Annotated in this window: 17 protein-coding genes and 2 tRNA genes; 10 read left to right on the top strand and 9 right to left on the bottom strand. The window is 65.5% G+C overall.

The window, feature by feature from the left end; translation table 11 throughout:
- Positions 1-9: 9 nt before the first annotated feature.
- Positions 10-669 carry a TetR/AcrR family transcriptional regulator gene (locus tag OK015_RS21755; protein ID WP_268126047.1) on the top strand — a complete coding sequence of 220 codons (660 nt, stop codon included), beginning with the start codon at positions 10-12 and terminating at the stop codon, positions 667-669.
- A gap of 50 nt (positions 670-719) precedes the next feature.
- Here the strand turns inward: OK015_RS21755 and OK015_RS21750 are convergent, their stop codons facing one another.
- Positions 720-1,400: a TetR/AcrR family transcriptional regulator gene (locus tag OK015_RS21750; RefSeq protein WP_268132978.1), complete on the bottom strand. Its 681-nt coding sequence runs from the start codon at positions 1,398-1,400 to the stop codon at positions 720-722.
- A 167-nt stretch (positions 1,401-1,567) separates the two neighbouring features.
- Here OK015_RS21750 and OK015_RS21745 point away from each other — a divergent pair, with 167 nt between their 5' ends.
- From OK015_RS21745 to OK015_RS21725, 5 genes are all read left to right on the top strand, one after another.
- The gene (locus OK015_RS21745; protein ID WP_268126045.1) at positions 1,568-2,017 is read left to right on the top strand and encodes a hypothetical protein; all 450 of its coding nucleotides are present in this window, start codon (positions 1,568-1,570) and stop codon (positions 2,015-2,017) included.
- A 74-nt stretch (positions 2,018-2,091) separates the two neighbouring features.
- Entirely contained in the window at positions 2,092-2,265 is a 174-nt protein-coding gene (locus tag OK015_RS21740; RefSeq protein ID WP_268126044.1) for a CsbD family protein, read from the top strand.
- A gap of 52 nt (positions 2,266-2,317) precedes the next feature.
- Entirely contained in the window at positions 2,318-2,497 is a 180-nt protein-coding gene (locus OK015_RS21735; RefSeq protein ID WP_268126043.1) for a DUF6131 family protein, read from the top strand.
- Positions 2,498-2,620: 123 nt separating this feature from the next.
- Positions 2,621-3,031 (top strand): hypothetical protein, encoded by a 411-nt coding sequence (locus OK015_RS21730; protein ID WP_268126042.1) that lies wholly within the window; start codon positions 2,621-2,623, stop codon positions 3,029-3,031.
- Between the two features lie 64 nt (positions 3,032-3,095).
- The gene (locus tag OK015_RS21725) at positions 3,096-3,926 is read left to right on the top strand and encodes a DUF1206 domain-containing protein (RefSeq protein WP_442791144.1); all 831 of its coding nucleotides are present in this window, start codon (positions 3,096-3,098) and stop codon (positions 3,924-3,926) included.
- A 304-nt stretch (positions 3,927-4,230) separates the two neighbouring features.
- On the opposite strand, the gene OK015_RS21720 is transcribed toward OK015_RS21725, so the two are convergent.
- Positions 4,231-4,303 (bottom strand) — tRNA-Lys (locus tag OK015_RS21720).
- 244 nt (positions 4,304-4,547) lie between these two features.
- Between OK015_RS21720 and OK015_RS21715 the strand changes: the two genes are divergently transcribed.
- Entirely contained in the window at positions 4,548-5,759 is a 1,212-nt protein-coding gene (locus OK015_RS21715) for a L,D-transpeptidase (protein ID WP_268126041.1), read from the top strand.
- A 9-nt stretch (positions 5,760-5,768) separates the two neighbouring features.
- Here the strand turns inward: OK015_RS21715 and OK015_RS21710 are convergent, their stop codons facing one another.
- The 3 genes from OK015_RS21710 to orn form a co-directional block, all read right to left on the bottom strand.
- The gene (locus OK015_RS21710; RefSeq protein WP_268126039.1) at positions 5,769-6,431 is read right to left on the bottom strand and encodes a cyclic nucleotide-binding domain-containing protein; all 663 of its coding nucleotides are present in this window, start codon (positions 6,429-6,431) and stop codon (positions 5,769-5,771) included.
- Between the two features lie 403 nt (positions 6,432-6,834).
- Positions 6,835-6,910 (bottom strand) — tRNA-His (locus OK015_RS21705).
- 37 nt (positions 6,911-6,947) lie between these two features.
- Entirely contained in the window at positions 6,948-7,595 is a 648-nt protein-coding gene (gene orn / locus OK015_RS21700; RefSeq protein ID WP_268126037.1) for an oligoribonuclease, read from the bottom strand.
- A gap of 98 nt (positions 7,596-7,693) precedes the next feature.
- Here orn and OK015_RS21695 point away from each other — a divergent pair, with 98 nt between their 5' ends.
- Entirely contained in the window at positions 7,694-9,253 is a 1,560-nt protein-coding gene (locus tag OK015_RS21695; RefSeq protein ID WP_268126036.1) for a helicase HerA-like domain-containing protein, read from the top strand.
- Positions 9,254-9,364: 111 nt separating this feature from the next.
- On the opposite strand, the gene cmrA is transcribed toward OK015_RS21695, so the two are convergent.
- Positions 9,365-10,171 (bottom strand): mycolate reductase, encoded by an 807-nt coding sequence (gene cmrA, locus OK015_RS21690; RefSeq protein ID WP_268126035.1) that lies wholly within the window; start codon positions 10,169-10,171, stop codon positions 9,365-9,367.
- 90 nt (positions 10,172-10,261) lie between these two features.
- On the opposite strand from cmrA, the gene OK015_RS21685 reads away from it, so the two are divergent.
- Complete coding sequence (locus tag OK015_RS21685; RefSeq protein WP_268126034.1) at positions 10,262-11,599, top strand: MFS transporter; 1,338 nt, start codon at positions 10,262-10,264, stop codon at positions 11,597-11,599.
- Here OK015_RS21685 and OK015_RS21680 read toward each other — a convergent pair.
- From OK015_RS21680 to OK015_RS21670, 3 genes are all read right to left on the bottom strand, one after another.
- Positions 11,596-12,384 (bottom strand): MmpS family transport accessory protein, encoded by a 789-nt coding sequence (locus OK015_RS21680; RefSeq protein WP_268126033.1) that lies wholly within the window; start codon positions 12,382-12,384, stop codon positions 11,596-11,598. The two genes, OK015_RS21685 and OK015_RS21680, sit on opposite strands and share 4 nt — an antisense overlap.
- Before the next feature lie 68 nt (positions 12,385-12,452).
- Positions 12,453-13,097, bottom strand: a complete 645-nt coding sequence (locus tag OK015_RS21675; protein WP_268126032.1) for an SACE_7040 family transcriptional regulator — start codon at positions 13,095-13,097, stop codon at positions 12,453-12,455.
- 131 nt (positions 13,098-13,228) lie between these two features.
- Positions 13,229-14,167, bottom strand: coding sequence for an alpha/beta hydrolase fold domain-containing protein (locus OK015_RS21670; RefSeq protein WP_268126030.1), 939 nt, complete (start codon positions 14,165-14,167; stop codon positions 13,229-13,231).
- Between the two features lie 254 nt (positions 14,168-14,421).
- On the opposite strand from OK015_RS21670, the gene OK015_RS21665 reads away from it, so the two are divergent.
- Complete coding sequence (locus tag OK015_RS21665; RefSeq protein ID WP_268126029.1) at positions 14,422-16,008, top strand: carboxyl transferase domain-containing protein; 1,587 nt, start codon at positions 14,422-14,424, stop codon at positions 16,006-16,008.

Here is a 16,008-nt window from a genome sequence, read left to right as displayed (position 1 = left end):
ATCTGGGTGATGACCGGTTCGGATGTTCAACCGCAGCGCACCAACCGGCGCGGTGATGCGTCCCGCGAGAACATGTTGGAGGCGGCCCTGAAGGCACTGGCTACCGGCGATCCCGCAGCGGTGTCGGCGAATCGAATCGCCAAGCAGATCGGGGCCACCTGGGGTGTGGTGAAGTACCAGTTCGGCGATGCCGACGGCCTGTGGGCCGCGGTGCTACATCGGACCGCCGAGCATCGGGCGGACGTCTTCGCGCCCGCCAACCCCACAGCGCCACTGCGACAACGAGTCGCCGCCATCATCGACACTCTCTACGACGGCCTGACGGCCACCGACTCGCGGGCGATCGAAAATCTGCGCGCCGCGCTTCCTCGCGACCCCGCGGAGCTCGAGCGCCTATACCCGCGCACGTCCGCGGAACTCCAGTCGTGGGGGCGGGGTTGGCTCGCAACGTGTCAAAGTGCTTTCGCTGACTTGAACGTCGACCCCGAAAGGGTCCGCGCCGTCGCCACATTCATTCCGGGAGCGATGCGCGGCATCGCCTCAGAGCGTCAGCTCGGCAGCTATTACGACCTCGACCTGGCGCGCCAGGGGCTCACCAATGCGATTGTGGCGTACCTGGAGTCGCCCACTTCGAGCCGCCTGGCTGCTGGGCGCCCGGCGCGAGGATGACCGCTCCGCACATGATTAGCCGAGCCGATGATGTGCTGCGCCCACGGATGTCATCGCTCTGGCCCCGCTGCCCCCGCTTCGGCTAGCCCGTTGAGGAGCAAGTCGAGGCCTCGGTCGAGTTCGGCGGCGCCGTCGTACGAAGCGAGGACGCCTGCGAGGGCCCGTAGGTGGGGGAACTCGGTGATCGAGAGCCGGTGCAGACCGAGCCGCAGAACGTGATCCGTTTCTTCGGGTCGTTCGACGATCTCCTGCAGTTCATTAACGATGTGACCGTGCAGGTAGGCGAAGAGAACCCGGTAGATGTGCAGGGCGTCCTCACCGGCAAACCCGGCGGCGATGAGCAGCGTGAGGACGTCTTCGAGCGGCCGGAGTGTTCCGGGCGGTCGTTGTCCAAGTGGGGTGGCTAGCGGCCGGGTCACCAACAACGGCACGACGTTGGGATGCGCGAGTGCGAGGCGCCGGAAGTCGTGGGCGACGGTGCGCAGCTGCGCGGCCCAGTCGGGGTCTGTGGTGTCCACCGCGAGCTGGGTGAGGACGAGTTCGGCGACGCCGTCGAGGACGGCGGCCTTGTTGGGGAGGTGCCGGTAAAGCACCGTCGAGTCGCGGTTTACCGCGTCGCTGAGACGGCGCATGGACAGGCCGTCTACACCGTCGCGGTCGACGATGTCTAACGCGGTCTGCAGGATGAGCCCCCGGGTGATTTGGCGTCCATCCGAGGAGCCGGCCGTCACGGAAGGGCCTGCACCGCCAACGGCGGAATCGGGCCCGGTTGGTTCTGTCACCTGAGCAACACCTCCTATCCGTCGTCACTGTAGACCGATGGTGTACGTCAACACTGTTGACAAACAGTCGACCTGGGTGTGTAGTAGGAGTTCTAGCACTGGATTGAGGCTTCACCATGATGGTCATCGTCGGATTAGTTGTTCTGCTGGCCGCCGTGATCGTCGGGACCGTTGGGGTGCTGGGCAATGCCGGGGGCACTCATCCGGTCGCGGAGAACTTTTCCGTGCTCGGGTATCACGTCACCGGGTCGACTGGCACGTTGTTCTTGTCTGGAATCGTGGTCGGCGCCGTGGGGGTGCTGGGTTTGAGTGTGTTGTTGGCCGGCGCCCGGCGCAGTGCCATCCGTGGGCGCGATGCCCGACGCGACCTGGCACGCTCTCAGCGCGAGACCGCATTTGTGAACCGTGACCGCGCCCAACTACTTGAACGCCAACCCGCCACGCACACCGTTGCGACGTCGGATCCGACAGCGGCTAGTTCCGCCGGGGAAAAGGTTTCCCTGTTCGGCCGCTGGGCGCGTCGTCGGCAAACCATCGACCACGGGCACTTCGACGTAGCCCCGTAGATAGCCCGCGTCGCTGGTTGTCGCTCAGTTCGCCGTCGCGGTCTGGGATCACCGAAGAAATGAAGGAATCCGCCATGAGCATCGCTAAGAAGCTCGCCCACAAAGCCGAAGCCGCCAAAGGCGCCACCAAGAAGTATTTCGGCCGCGCCACCGGCAATACCCGCCTGCGCACCGAGGGCCGCGCCGATCAGGCCAAGGGCAACGCCAAACAGGCAGGGGCAAAAATCAAAGACGTTTTCAAACGCTGACCCCTCGCCACCCCGTATTTCTGCACAACCCTTCGAAACTAGGTAGACACTGATGATCGTTCTCGGAATTGTCCTGATCGTCCTCGGGCTGATCCTCCCCAGCCTCGTCCCCACCTTCGCCTTCGCCCATATCGTCTTGGTCGTAGGGGTCATCCTGCTCGTCGTCGGCCTGATACTGCTGGTGGCGGGACGGTCGGGACACGCGGTCGGCGGACGCCGCCACTACTACTAACCCGCTGCACGTCGGCCCCGCATCGGGGTCGACGGCTCATCATTACTCGCCGCGCGGGCCAGACGAACTCCGGCTGGCCGCAACGCGACCATCGACATCGCTTCACCAACATAAGGAGCCGATATGGCTACCAGCACAATCGTTTTGATCGTCATCGCCGCGGTCGTGGCCATCCTGCTCATCGCAGGACTCACCTGGGTGGCACGCAACAAACGCAACCAACAGCGCCACGTCGAAGCAGACAAGATCCGCCAGGACGCCCACCAGGAAACACTGCAGGTCAGACAACGCGAAGCCCTCGCCGATGAGACCGCCGCCAAAGCCCGCGCCGCCCAAGCCGAAGCCGACGTCAAAGCGGCTCAAGCCTCCGGTCTGCAACAACAAGCTGCCGTGCACCGCGGTGAAGCGGTCACCTCGCGCGAGCACCTCAACGAGCAATGGGACCGCGCAGATTCGCTGGACCCGGCATCCCCGGCGTCCGACACCAGCGGGGTCGCCCACGACGAACCGCGACCCACAGCCGGGTCCCGTTGAGCCCGGCGCGCCTCGCCACCGCGGCTGACCCCCTGCTCAGCGACACCAACACCGGCGCTGGAGCGTGTCCACACACCCACGATCCGGCGGGGATCTGACGAGCGCCGCGATACAGATCGCCCAGAACGGCATCTTCGAGCGCACCGCCCGAGCCGGGTATGTCGTCAGCGGTGTGCTCCACGTCATCATCGGCTACCTCGCCATCCGGATCGCTCTGGGTAGCGGCGGCGGCAGCGCCGATCAATCCGGAGCGTTAGCTGCGTTATCCACCAAACCGGGCGGCTTCGTCGCGCTCTGGGCTGCCGTAATCGCGCTACTGACCATGGCGTTGTGGCGGCTCGCCGAAACAGCGCTCGGCCGTTCCACCGACCCGAAAACCCAGGGCACCATGTCCGAAATTCTGGACCGAGCGAAGGCCTTTTCGCTGGCCGTCGTCTATTTCGGATTCGCCTACTCCACCCTCGGATTCGCCCGGAATGCAGGGAAATCCACCGGCGACCAGAATTCCGGGCTCAGTGCCCGGCTCATGCACACCGCCATCGGCACTGTCGTGCTGATCGTCGGCGGCCTCATCATCGTCGCCGTCGGCGGATATCACATCTACAAGGGAGCCAGCCGTAGCTTTCTCGACGATCTCAACGGCACCCCCAGCGACCTCGTGCGGCGACTCGGCCTGATCGGGTACATCGCCAAGGGCCTCGTCATCATCGGCGCCGGCGTACTGGTCATCATCGCCGCAAGTCTTTCCGAGCCCGCCAAAGCCACAGGACTCGACGGCGCGCTGAAAACACTCGGCGCTCAGCCCTACGGAGCGACACTCCTGATTCTCGCCAGCCTGGGAATCATCACCTACGGTCTCTACAGCTTCGCCATGGCCCGATACGCAAAAATGTAAGTGGACTCGACCAGTCTTCTATGGACACCCCGCGAATGCCCATGTGGGTCGCACCACCAAAGTGCGCGTTCCCCGCACCCAACGGCGTGCATTTGCACGCTTCCACACGGGCCAGCGCGCGACGAGACCACACGGGTTTTGTGTCGAAGGAGTACGTAATCGCCGCTTGGCACTCGGACTCAGTCGGGAAGCCGCCGCTGTGCGCTGCGGTAATGATGCGGGCTCACTTGTGAGCCCGAACGTGCGTACCCATATATACAGTCAGAGCCATATGCAGTCAGAGCGTGGAAAACGCTCTGAGCTGTGCGCCGTCAGGGTTTCGAACCCCGGACCCGCTGATTAAGAGTCAGCTGCTCTACCAACTGAGCTAACGGCGCCTGGTCAGCCGAGATTGCGTTGCGACAATAACAGGCATCCTGTCGCTGCGCGAAATCGCTGGACCTCCCAGTGTAGAGCCTGCGCGGCGGGCGACTGTCCTGCGTTTTGCGGACGCAGCCGATCCTGCCTTTTGGTCACGGGCCGGATAAAGCCTGTGAGTTGTCATGACTACGGGTCGTAACCCATTAGAATATTTCCAACTATTCTCCGGTCAGCGGTGACCAGAACATAATCGGGATTGTCATGGAAGGTCACTTGATGACGCCTTTGCGCAGACGTCGATCGTGGCTGGCTGCTGGGTTGGTCATCTTTGCCGTGATCGGTGTCGCGTGCAGCGGTAACCACGCGGCCGCGCCGCCGAAGGTGATCTTCGACAAGGGCACACCATTTGCCGATCTGCTGGTCCCCAAGCTCACCTCCTCGGTGTCGGACGGTGCCGTCGGTGTCACCGTCGATGCGCCGGTCACCGTCAACGTCGCCGATGGCGTGCTGGCGTCGGTCACGATGGTCAACGACAACGGCAGGGCGATCAACGGCCAACTCAGTTCCGACGGACTGCGCTGGTCGACCACCGAGCAGCTCGGCTACAACCGGCACTACACGCTGAACGTGAAGGCGCTTGGGCTCGGCGGTGCGGCGAGCCGCCAGATGAGCTTCTCGACCAGTTCGCCCGCGCACCTGACGATGCCCTACGTCGCTCCGGGCGACGGCGAGGTCGTCGGCATCGGCGAGCCGGTGGCAATTCGGTTCGACGAGAACATCGCGGACCGAGCCGCGGCGCAAAAGGCGATCAAAATCACCACCAACCCACCCGTCGAGGGTGCGTTCTACTGGCTGAACAACCGCGAAGTACGTTGGCGCCCAGAGCATTTCTGGAAGTCAGGAACGGCCGTCGACGTCGCGGTCAACACCTATGGCGTCGATTTGGGCGACGGGATGTTCGGCGAAGACAACGTCAAGACCCACTTCACCATAGGTGACGAGGTCATCTCGACCGCCGATGACAACACCAAGATGGTGACCGTCCGGGTCAACGGCGAAGTCGTGAAGACCATGCCGACCTCGATGGGCAAGGACAGCACCCCAACGGCCAACGGCTTCTACATCATCGGTGGCCGGTACCGACACATCATCATGGACTCCTCGACGTACGGGGTTCCGGTCAACTCGCCCAACGGGTATCGCACCGAGGTCGACTGGGCCACGCAGATGTCCTACAGTGGCGTGTTCGTGCACTCCGCGCCGTGGTCGGTCGGTGCGCAAGGCCATACCAACACCAGCCACGGCTGCCTGAACGTGAGCCCGAGCAATGCCGAGTGGTTCTACGACCACAGCAAGAGCGGCGACATCGTCGAGGTCGTCAACACCGTCGGGCCCACGTTGCCCGGCGCCGAGGGCCTGGGCGACTGGAACATCCCCTGGCCGCAGTGGAAAGCGGGCAACGCCAACACCTGACGTCGAGCCTCACTGCCCGGGGACGAGGCCGATGCTGCCGGCGTGCTCGAGCCGCTGGTCGGCGACCGCCCTCATCGCGTCCTGGGTGGTCGAATTTCCGGTGCTGGCGCTCAGGAAATCTGCCCGGCGCAGCCGCCAGAGTGCGCCCGCCTGTACGCACCGCACCGTGGCGGTGCGCGCAGCATCGAACAGCAACGCGATCTCCCCGACGTGGTCACTGTCGTGCAGCGTTCGTACGTGCCGGCCGTCAACCATGGCTTCGAAGACGCCGGAGCCGATCAGGAACATGTCCTCGGCGGACTCGCCCTGCCGGACAATGACATCGCCCTCGGCAACTGCAACTGCGATCAGGGCCGAGGCAAGCTGGTCGGCGGTCGCGACAGACAACGGCCGCAGCGCTGCCACGCTCCTGATGGCGTCGAGTTTTTCGCGCGGCATCGGTGAGCGCCGTTCCACCCGCATGACGCGCCACAGGCCGTAGATCGCGCCGAGGAGCGCCAAGCCGGCCGCCATCCACATCGTCCCGCGCACTCCGATCGCGGTGTTGACCTCGGCGGCGCAGAAACCGGCAACGCCGACGACCGCGACACATGTGCCACGACACCGGCGGGGATCGACGATTCCGCTCTGGCGATATTCGCATTGGACAGGGCATTGCGACAGGCCGCCCACCGACTTGCTCGTGCCGGCGCCTCGGCAATCCGGTCAGCATAGCGCTGCGGTGACGCTCGCTCGTTGCGGCGCAATAGATTACGACAGAGTTGGCGGCTGCGCCCCTATGCTATTCGCCTTGTACTTCAGGCCGGCCACGGCCACTCCGTCCCGAAGCAATGGGGGGGACAGGACGCCAAGCGATCTTGAAAGACATGGCGTTGGCAATCACCAACGTCGGGATCTCGCCGTCCGCGAGTGCCGGGGCGGTCGGGATCGCTGTCCGCACCGCAAGGCCACTGCGCCACAACGCAATAGGAAATCGGGTTCGACGACGGGCGCGGGTCCATTCCGGTGCCGGGTCGAGCCTGCAACAGGCCCCGAGAACAAAAAGGTCAGAGGGCAGATAGGCCCTCTGACCTTGTGGGGTGAGTGACGGGACTCGAACCCGCGACATTCAGGATCACAACCTGACGCTCTACCAACTGAACTACACCCACCATGGCTGCGCGCGTAGACGCGCAGCGACTGTCGATACTAGCGGTTCGGTGGCTCGACGGCCGAATCAGTTGCCTCCGGTGCGCCGTCGTTGCCCTCTATTTCGGCGGCCACCGCGGCGATTTCGCTGGTAGAAGGCCCCGGGGGCGATACAAACGCGGTACGGCGGTAGAACTGCAGTTCGCGGATCGACTCGCGGATGTCGGCCAGCGCCCGGTGTGTGACCCCCTTGGCCGGCTGGCCAAAGTAAATGCGGGGATACCAGCGGCGGCAGAGCTCCTTGATCGAGCTGACGTCGATCATCCGGTAATGCAGAAACGAATCCAGGGCGGGCATATCGCGCGCGATGAACGAACGATCGGTGGCGATCGAATTGCCCGCGAGCGGCGCCGTCTTGGGCTGCTTGACGTGCTTGCCGATGTAATCGAGCACCATCGCCTCGGCGGTGGCCAGGTCGACGGTGGATGCCCGCACCTCGTTGATCAGCCCGGAGCGGGTGTGCATCTCGGTGACCACGTCGATCATCGACGACAGGGCAGCATCGTCGGCGTGGATCACCACGTCGACGCCGTCGCCGAGAATGTTCAGATCGGCGTCGGTGACCAGGGCTGCGATCTCGATCAACTTGTCCGACCTCAGATCCAACCCGGTCATCTCGCAGTCGATCCACACCAATTCGTCGCGCACAGCGCTCAGCGTATGCCCACGTGAGCCTCTGCCTCCGCCTCACCCTGGGAAGTAGTGTTGGGCGTTGCAACTTTCTCCGAGAGGTGGGGCGGAGCGCGATGACCACTGAATCAGCGGCGGGCGGACCCGCGCAGCGGATCGCCAGCGGCTATGCCGTCGAAGGCCAGGCGCTGGAATTGGGCACCGTCGTCGTCGACGGCGACGCCGATCCAACCGCGCAGATCCGCATCCCGCTGGCCACCGTCAACCGGCACGGTCTGGTGGCCGGAGCCACCGGAACCGGCAAGACCAAGACCCTGCAGCTGATCGCCGAGCAGCTCAGTGCCGCAGGCGTCTCGGTGTTGATGGCCGACGTGAAGGGTGACTTGTCGGGTCTGTCCCGGCCGGGGGAGGCCAACGACAGGACTGCGGTGCGTGCCAAAGACACGGGCGACAGTTGGGTGGCGACGGGATTCCCGGTGGAGTTCTTGTCGCTGGGCACCGAGGGGATCGGGGTACCCATACGGGCGACGGTTGCCAGTTTCGGCCCGGTCTTGTTGTCAAAGGTGTTGGGGCTCAACGCGACCCAAGAGTCGACCCTGGGTTTGATCTTCCACTGGGCAACGGAAAACAACCAACCGCTGATTACGTTGGACCAGTTGCGCGCCGCGATCAGCCACCTGACCAGCGACGAGGGCAAAGCGGACCTGAAATCCCTTGGCGGGGTGTCGTCGACGACCGCAGGCGTCATCTTGCGATCCCTGGTGAACCTCGAATCCGAGGGTGGTGACACGTTCTTCGGCGAGCCGAAGCTCGACCCCCAGGATCTGCTGCGTGTCGACGACCGGGGCCACGGCATCATCTCGCTACTCGAGTTCACTGGTCAGTCGTTGCGTCCGGTCATCTTCTCCACCTTCCTGATGTGGGTACTGGCAGATCTGTTTGCCGTTCTGCCCGAGGTCGGTGACGTCGACAAGCCCAAGCTGGTCTTCTTTTTCGACGAGGCGCACCTGCTGTTCACCGACGCGTCGAAGGCATTCCTCGAGCAGGTCGAGCAGACCGTCAAGCTGATCCGATCCAAGGGCGTCGGGGTCTTCTTCTGCACGCAGTTGCCCACCGATCTGCCCAACGATGTGCTCTCCCAGCTCGGCGCGCGGGTGCAGCACGCCTTGCGCGCGTTCACCCCCGATGACCAGAAGGCGCTGTCCAAGACCGTCCGCACGTATCCCAAAACCGATGTCTACGACCTGCAGTCGGCGTTGACCTCGCTGGGGATCGGCGAGGCCGTCGTCACGGTGCTGTCCGAGAAGGGCGCACCCACGCCGGTGGCCTGGACTCGCATGCGGGTGCCCCGGTCGCTGATGGGCGCCGTCGGCACCGACGCGATCACTGCCGCGGCCAAATCCAGTCCACTGCAAGCCAAATACGGCCAGACGATTCAGCAGCCATCGCAACCTCAAGTGCCCGCATCCCTACCAGAGCAACGGCACGCGGAACCCGACAATCCGTCGTTGCCAACGGACTTCGACATCCCGCCGATGCCGGAGCCCTTCGAGCCGAAGGGCCCGGCCATGTGGGAGGAAGTGCTGAAGAATCCGACCGTGAAAAGCGGTATCAACACCGCGATACGCGAAGCGGTGAAAGGCATCTTCGGCACGGGCCGCGGCCGCCGTAAATAGCACTGGGCGTCGCGAGCGTAACGTCACTGCGAACAATGCCGCGCGATTTTCGCAGCCAGGTTACGCTCGCAGCGGGCAGCCGCCGCCAGGCTACGCTCGCGGGCGGGCGAGTTACCCGCCGCCGAGCTTCTTGTAGAAGCTGCCCACGATCGGCGCCACGATCGCGCGCGGGGCATATCCGCTGCCGACCGACATGGCCTTGGACGTCAAGCCCGGAACGACGCGCATCTTGTTGCGCTCCAACGCATTCAGCGAGACTTGCGCGGTGTGCTCGGTGGAGATCCACAGGAAGTCCGGCACCAGCCGTTCGACCAGTGACCTCTCCGCGTCATCGGGCAGGTCGGTGCGCACCGGGCCCGGTGCCAGCAGCGTGACGTGCACACCTGAGCGGCGCAGTTCACCGCGCAACGATTCACTGAAGGTGTTGACGAACGCTTTCGAGGCGGCATAGGTCGCGTTGTAGGGGATCGGCGAATTGCCCGCCGCCGAACCGGAAATCAAGATGCCGCCGGCACCGCGTCCGACCATCCCCGGCACCACCGCCAACGTAAGGTCGTGCACCGCTACGGCATTCAGTTGCACCTGAGCCTTTTCGACCGCCGGGTCGAGGCCGGAGATCGGGCCGAAAGTCCCGGTGCCCGCGTTGGCGCACAGGATCGAGATGTTGCGGGTGGCCAATTCGTCGCACAGTTCGGCGCGTTCCGACGGGTCGGCGAGGTCGGCGGCCCGCACTTCGACGGTGACGCCGTACTTCTCGGCTAGCCGTGCGGCAAGGTCCTTGAGTTTGTCTTCGCGTCGCGCGGTGACGATGAGGTGGTGTCCGCGCGCGGCCAATTCCGTGGCCAGCGCTTCGCCGATGTTTTGCGAAGCTCCGGTGACAACGGCGCGTGCATCGGGGCTGGGAGCGGGTACCGGCATGCGGCAATCGTAGACAGCCGCTAAACCCTTTCCGACAACGGCCGCGACCGCGCGCGGCGTCTTGCCGGCTCAACAAATAGAGTGCCGGGCATGGGTCAGCCGGGGGTGGGCGGGATCGTGCGATCCCGGGTGGTGGCATGGGCGCTGTGGGATTGCGGGTCAACGGGTCTGAACGCGATCGTGGCGACATTCGTGTTCTCCGTCTACCTGACGAGCAGTGTGGGCGTGGGCATGCCCGGCAGCACCACGCCGGAGAGCTGGCTGGGCCGCGCGGGGGCGCTCGCCGGGTTGACGGTCGCACTGCTGGCGCCGCTGGTCGGCGTGTGGGTGGAATCACCGCAACGCAGACGAGTGGCCCTGAGCGTGTTGACCGGGCTGGCGGTGACGCTGACCTGCGCAATGTTCCTGATCCACGACCGGCCCGCCTACATGTGGGCCGGGTTGGCGCTGCTGGGCGCGACGGCGGCCTGCGGTGACCTGGCCAGCGTCCCGTACAACGCGATGCTGCGGCAGCTCTCGACCCCGGGCACGGCCGGCCGGATTTCCGGTCTGGGCTGGGCGGCGGGCTACCTCGGCAGCGTCCTGCTGCTGTTGCTGATCTACACGGGTTTCATCGTGGGCGCCGGATCCGGGCCGGGCGCGGTGCGCGGGCTGCTGCGCGTGCCGCTGGCTGACGGGCTCTACGTCCGGGAGGCCATGCTGGCCGCCGCGGCGTGGTTGGCGGTGTTGGCGCTGCCATTGCTCTTGGTCGCGCACCGGCTGCCCGACACCGGCGAGGTGTACCAGCCGACGACCATGCTCGGCGGCTATCGCAAGCTGTGGACCGAAATCTCCGCCGAATGGCGGCGCGACCGCAACCTGGTCTACTTCCTCGGCGCCAGCGCGCTTTTCCGCGACGGGCTTGCGGCGATATTCGCCTTCGGCGCCGTGTTGGGCGTCAATGTGTACGGCATCTCGCAGGCCAACGTGCTGATCTTCGGTGTGGCGGCCAGCGTGGTGGCCGCCGTCGGGGCGGTGGCCGGCGGCTTCGTCGATCACCGGATCGGATCCAAACCGGTCATCGTCGCGTCGCTGGTGGCGATCGTCGTCACCACGCTCACCATGATGGTGCTCTCCGGTCCGGTCGCCTTCTGGACCTGCGGGCTGTTGTTGTGCCTGTTCATCGGGCCGTCGCAATCATCGGCGCGTGCGCTGCTGTTGCAGATGGCCACCAACGGCAGGGAAGGCGTGGCATTCGGCCTGTACACGATGACGGGCCGGGCGGTCGCGTTCGTGGCACCGTGGCTTTTCTCCGTGTTTGTCGACGTGTTCGGCGCCGTCCGCGCCGGGCTGGGCGGGATATCGCTGGTGCTGATCGCCGGACTACTCGCGATGCTGGCGGTGCGTGTCCCGCCGCGCCATGCCGCCGCGGCGGTGGAACGGTCTTAGCGTCCCGCGGCGTCGCAGACGGTGATGCCGCCCCCGACGCGTTGGCGCACCTGCACCCCGTCGACGGTGACCGAGCAGGTGACGTTGTGGCCGATGTTGATGATCGTGACGCTGGCCGGATGGACGGCCGACTGCGACAGACTGACCTGCTTGCTCCACGGCAGCGCGACATTGAACTCGGTCTGGATCACGTCGCCGGTGTCCCAGTAAGTGATGCTGATGGCGCGACCCTCGCCGCTGACGTTGTAGACGACGTTTTGCGTCGCGCCCGGGGTGGGCGCGGCTGACCCGCTCGGTGGCGGCGCCGGCACGACGGTCCGCGGCGGCGGCGCCGCGCGTGTCGAGGGGGTGGGCGTCGGGCTTTGCTCACTCGATCCGGGCATCGCCGGCAACGGCGGCACGGCGGTCTGGTTCTTGAGCGCGCCGTTCGTGAGGACCAGCGCGATCAACAGCGCGACAACCAGCAGCACCGCCGCGCCGGCGCCGATCAACAACCAGCGGGGCGACCTCGGGCCTTCCGGCGGCGGGGGAGCCGAGCCCTCGGGCGGAAGCCCACCCGGCGGCGGCTGGTCTTGCTGCCAATACGCCGGCAACCGTTTGGTCGGGTTGGTCTCGTTCAGCCCCGGCGCCCATTGCGGCGCGTACCCGCCGTAGGCAGGCGCATACGGCGCTTGGTCGGCATAGGCCGGATCAGCGAGCGGCGCGTTCCGCGGGCCAATCGGCCCGGTCGGTTCGGATCCCGTTTGAAGGGGACTAACCCGCTCGGGTCGACGTGGATCGTTCATGTCCACCTCACAAATTGCAGGGTACCTAAGCCGAGCGGCTGGGCGCGGATTCGTTCGATGACGCCCGATTAGCGGACTTGGCTTCCGGCTCCCAGTGCGGCGACCGTCATGGCGCGCATGACGGCGCGCGACCGCGCCCCGCGGGTCGGCTTTTCTGCCGCCTTCATGCTGTGCGGTGTCGAGTTCAGCAAGCCGAATACCGCGTGCGCCGCCAGCCGGGCATCGGCTTCCGCCAGTGCCGGGTCCAGCTCGCGCAGCACGCCGACCCAGACCTCTACGTATTGGCGTTGGGCTTTGCGTACCTGCCGTTCGGCGGCCGCGGGCAGGTGTGCCAGGTCGCGGTCCTGGATGCGGATCAGGTCGGGCTCGCCGATCGCGAAGTCGAGGTGAAAATCGATCAGGCCATCGAGCGCGTCGGCCGCGTCGGCGCTGCGGCCGGTCACCTCGCGAGCCCCGGCGAGGAGTCTGGCGCTGATCCCGACCAGTAACTCGACCAGCATCGACTCCTTGTTGGGGAAGTGGCGATAGATCGCCGGGCCGCTTACCCCGGTGGCGGCGCCGATGTCTTCGAGTCGCACCGCGAGAAAGCCGCGTTCGGCGAAGAGCCGTTCGGCCGCCGCCAGAAGTTGCAATCGCCGGTCGGATTTCAACTGGCTGCGGCGATTTGGCGACTCGGGCTGACCCGGCGAGGTGTCCGGGGTGGACGCTGTCATGACGGCCCTCCGCCTACGTCCGGAAGTTCCGGTTAATCGTCGCTAACATAACACGAGTTATTGGTGATTAACTCAAGCCCCTGATCGCGATTCATCGTTTTCCTTCCGGCTTTCCAACCACGCTCGGCGAACTAGGTGCCAAGCAGCTGGTGGTAGATCTGCGAGCGGACCCCGCGCGCCTCGGGCAGCCACGAGGTCATGGCCCAATCGTGCATTTCGCCGTAGCGCAGGTCGAAGCTGAACTTGGTGCCCGGTGTGGCGAGTGATTTCGCTTGCAGTGCAACGGCATCGGGGCCAAGTACGTCCAACGATCCGGCGTAGACCGCGGTCGCTCCAAGGCCGCTCAACGATCCGTGCAGCGGGCTGACCAAGGGATCGGCCAGGTCGAGGTCTGCGGCCCAAAGCGCGAAATTCACTTTGAGCGCATCTGTGCTGAGGACAGGGTCGTTGACGAATTGAATGTCCGGGTTGCTCAACGTGGCATCGAGCAGCGGTGACAGCAGAACCATCCGGGCCGGCGGCGTTGCGTTGCGCCGTACCAATTCCTGCGCGGCACAGAGCGCGATCCCGCCGCCGGCGGAGTCGCCGTAGACGCTCACGTTGTCTAGCCCGTGTTCGCCGATCATCCAGGTGATCAGGTCCGCCATCTGTGGGACGACGGTACCGGCGGTGCCGTGCGGTGCCAGCGGGTACGCGGGTACGACGACCGTCGCGGAGGTCTGGCGGGCGATCGCCGCATAATCTCGCCAGTGCAAGACGGTGGCTTCACACACAAAGGCGCCACCGTGGATGGCCAGCACGTGTTGGCCCGACAGCGACTCGGGTCGCAGAGTGCACACGTCCCAGCCATTGAACTCGCGATGTCGCACGGTCACGGCACGGGTGGTACGCCGCGGCGGGTGGCGGCTGGCAATCAACGTGTTGATGCTGGTGCCCAGGTCGACCCCGACCAGGCCGGCAATCGAGCGCAGCAGCCGCAGCGTCGGCGCACTGATCCGGGCCTGCACCGAGGGTCGACCGGTGAATCCGGACGACCGTGCGTCGTTCGAGTGGGCTGGAGTGGCGGCCATGACTTCCCCCGAGGTAATTGCGCTCTCTCGATAGCGATAATCGACCAAAAGAGTCGGGAATTTGGGGAGGTCCGGGAAAGCAAACACGCGTTGTCTTTCCCGCGCGGGTTTGTTCGCCCAACGGTCGACTGGTCCCTGGACGCCGTAGCGTCGCCGATGGTATTGTCGGCGCCAGTTAATGAGGATTAACTGAAGTGCCTAGACCCCAATGGCGAGGAGGCTGCCGCGGCGATGGACGAGCTCCCGGAACAGTCATGAGCGCGTCCGTGCAGGCCGCACCGTCGTTCGCCGATGAGCACCGTCGGCTGGTCGGCGAGTTGAACGCCAAGCTGGCCGCCGCCGCGCTGGGGGGCAATGAACGCGCACGGGAACGTCACGTCAGCCGAGGCAAGCTGTTGCCCCGCGAGCGGGTGGACCGGCTACTCGACCCGGGCAGTCCCTTCTTGGAGCTGACCCCGCTGGCGGCGAACGGGATGTACGACGACGAATCCCCGGGTGCCGGGATCATCACCGGCATCGGGCGGGTCGCGGAGCGCGAGTGTGTGATCGTCGCGAACGACGCGACGGTCAAGGGCGGCACCTACTACCCGATCACGGTCAAAAAGCACCTGCGCGCCCAGGAAGTCGCGTTGCAGAATCGACTGCCGTGCATCTACCTGGTCGACTCCGGCGGCGCCTTTTTGCCCCGCCAGGACGAGGTGTTTCCCGATCGCGAGCATTTCGGACGAATCTTCTACAACCAGGCGACCATGAGCGCCAAGGAAATTCCTCAGGTCGCCGCGGTGCTCGGCTCGTGCACGGCGGGCGGCGCCTATGTGCCGGCGATGAGCGACGAGGCCGTCATCGTTCGCGAGCAGGGCACGATCTTCCTCGGCGGCCCGCCGCTGGTCAAAGCCGCTACCGGAGAGATCGTTTCGGCCGAAGACCTCGGCGGCGGCGACCTGCACTCGCGGGTCTCGGGGGTCACCGACCATCTCGCCGACGATGACGAGCACGCACTGCGCATCGTGCGCGCGATCGCGGCAACGTTCGGTCCGCGCGCGCCCAGCCCGTGGGAAGTGCGTTCCCCTGTCGAACCCAAGCATTCGCAGACCGAGCTCTACGATGTCGTACCGCCCGATCCGCGGGTGCCCTACGACGTGCACGAGGTCATCGTGCGGCTGGCCGACGGCAGCGAATTCAGCGAATTCAAATCCAAATACGGCAAGACCCTGGTAACCGGATTCGCCCGCATCCAGGGCCACCCGGTCGGGATCATCGCCAACAACGGCGTGCTGTTCAGTGAATCCGCGCTCAAGGGAGCGCATTTCATCGAGCTCTGCGACAAACGCAAGATCCCGCTGCTGTTCCTGCAGAACATTGCCGGCTTCATGGTCGGCCGCGACTACGAGGCCGGCGGCATCGCCAAGCACGGCGCCAAGATGGTGACCGCCGTGGCGTGTGCCCGGGTGCCGAAGCTGACCGTCGTGATCGGTGGATCCTATGGCGCGGGCAACTATTCGATGTGCGGCCGGGCGTACTCGCCGCGCTTTTTGTGGATGTGGCCCAATGCCCGCATCTCGGTGATGGGCGGCGAGCAGGCGGCTTCGGTGTTGGCCACGGTGCGCGGCGAACAGCTCAGTGCGGCGGGCAAACCGTGGTCACCCGACGAGGAAGAGACATTCAAGGCGCCGATCCGCGCCCAGTACGAGGACCAGGGCAACCCGTACTACTCGACGGCCCGGCTCTGGGACGACGGCATCATCGACCCGGCCGACACGAGAACGTATGTCGGGCTTGCCCTTTCAGTGTGCGCCCAAGCGCCCCTGGAGGGGGTCTCCTACGGCGTCTTCCGGATGTGA

Origin of the sequence: Mycobacterium sp. Aquia_216, assembly GCF_026723865.1 — a bacterium.
Lineage (GTDB): Bacteria > Actinomycetota > Actinomycetes > Mycobacteriales > Mycobacteriaceae > Mycobacterium.
The sequence above is the reverse complement of the archived record's forward strand: the minus strand, read 5'-3'. Positions and strand labels throughout refer to the sequence as shown.

Bases quoted from the DNA above. Each gene is read 5' to 3' on its own strand.
- OK015_RS21755 (WP_268126047.1), top strand. From the start codon at position 10: ATGACCGGTTCGGATGTTCAACCGCAGCGCACCAACCGGCGCGGTGAT.
- OK015_RS21745 (WP_268126045.1), top strand. From the start codon at position 1,568: ATGATGGTCATCGTCGGATTAGTTGTTCTGCTGGCCGCCGTGATCGTC.
- OK015_RS21740 (WP_268126044.1), top strand. From the start codon at position 2,092: ATGAGCATCGCTAAGAAGCTCGCCCACAAAGCCGAAGCCGCCAAAGGC.
- OK015_RS21735 (WP_268126043.1), top strand. From the start codon at position 2,318: ATGATCGTTCTCGGAATTGTCCTGATCGTCCTCGGGCTGATCCTCCCC.
- OK015_RS21730 (WP_268126042.1), top strand. From the start codon at position 2,621: ATGGCTACCAGCACAATCGTTTTGATCGTCATCGCCGCGGTCGTGGCC.
- OK015_RS21715 (WP_268126041.1), top strand. From the start codon at position 4,548: ATGGAAGGTCACTTGATGACGCCTTTGCGCAGACGTCGATCGTGGCTG.
- OK015_RS21695 (WP_268126036.1), top strand. From the start codon at position 7,694: ATGACCACTGAATCAGCGGCGGGCGGACCCGCGCAGCGGATCGCCAGC.
- cmrA (WP_268126035.1), bottom strand. From the start codon at position 10,171: ATGCCGGTACCCGCTCCCAGCCCCGATGCACGCGCCGTTGTCACCGGA.
- OK015_RS21685 (WP_268126034.1), top strand. From the start codon at position 10,262: ATGGGTCAGCCGGGGGTGGGCGGGATCGTGCGATCCCGGGTGGTGGCA.
- OK015_RS21680 (WP_268126033.1), bottom strand. From the start codon at position 12,384: ATGAACGATCCACGTCGACCCGAGCGGGTTAGTCCCCTTCAAACGGGA.
- OK015_RS21675 (WP_268126032.1), bottom strand. From the start codon at position 13,097: ATGACAGCGTCCACCCCGGACACCTCGCCGGGTCAGCCCGAGTCGCCA.
- OK015_RS21670 (WP_268126030.1), bottom strand. From the start codon at position 14,167: ATGGCCGCCACTCCAGCCCACTCGAACGACGCACGGTCGTCCGGATTC.
- OK015_RS21665 (WP_268126029.1), top strand. From the start codon at position 14,422: ATGAGCGCGTCCGTGCAGGCCGCACCGTCGTTCGCCGATGAGCACCGT.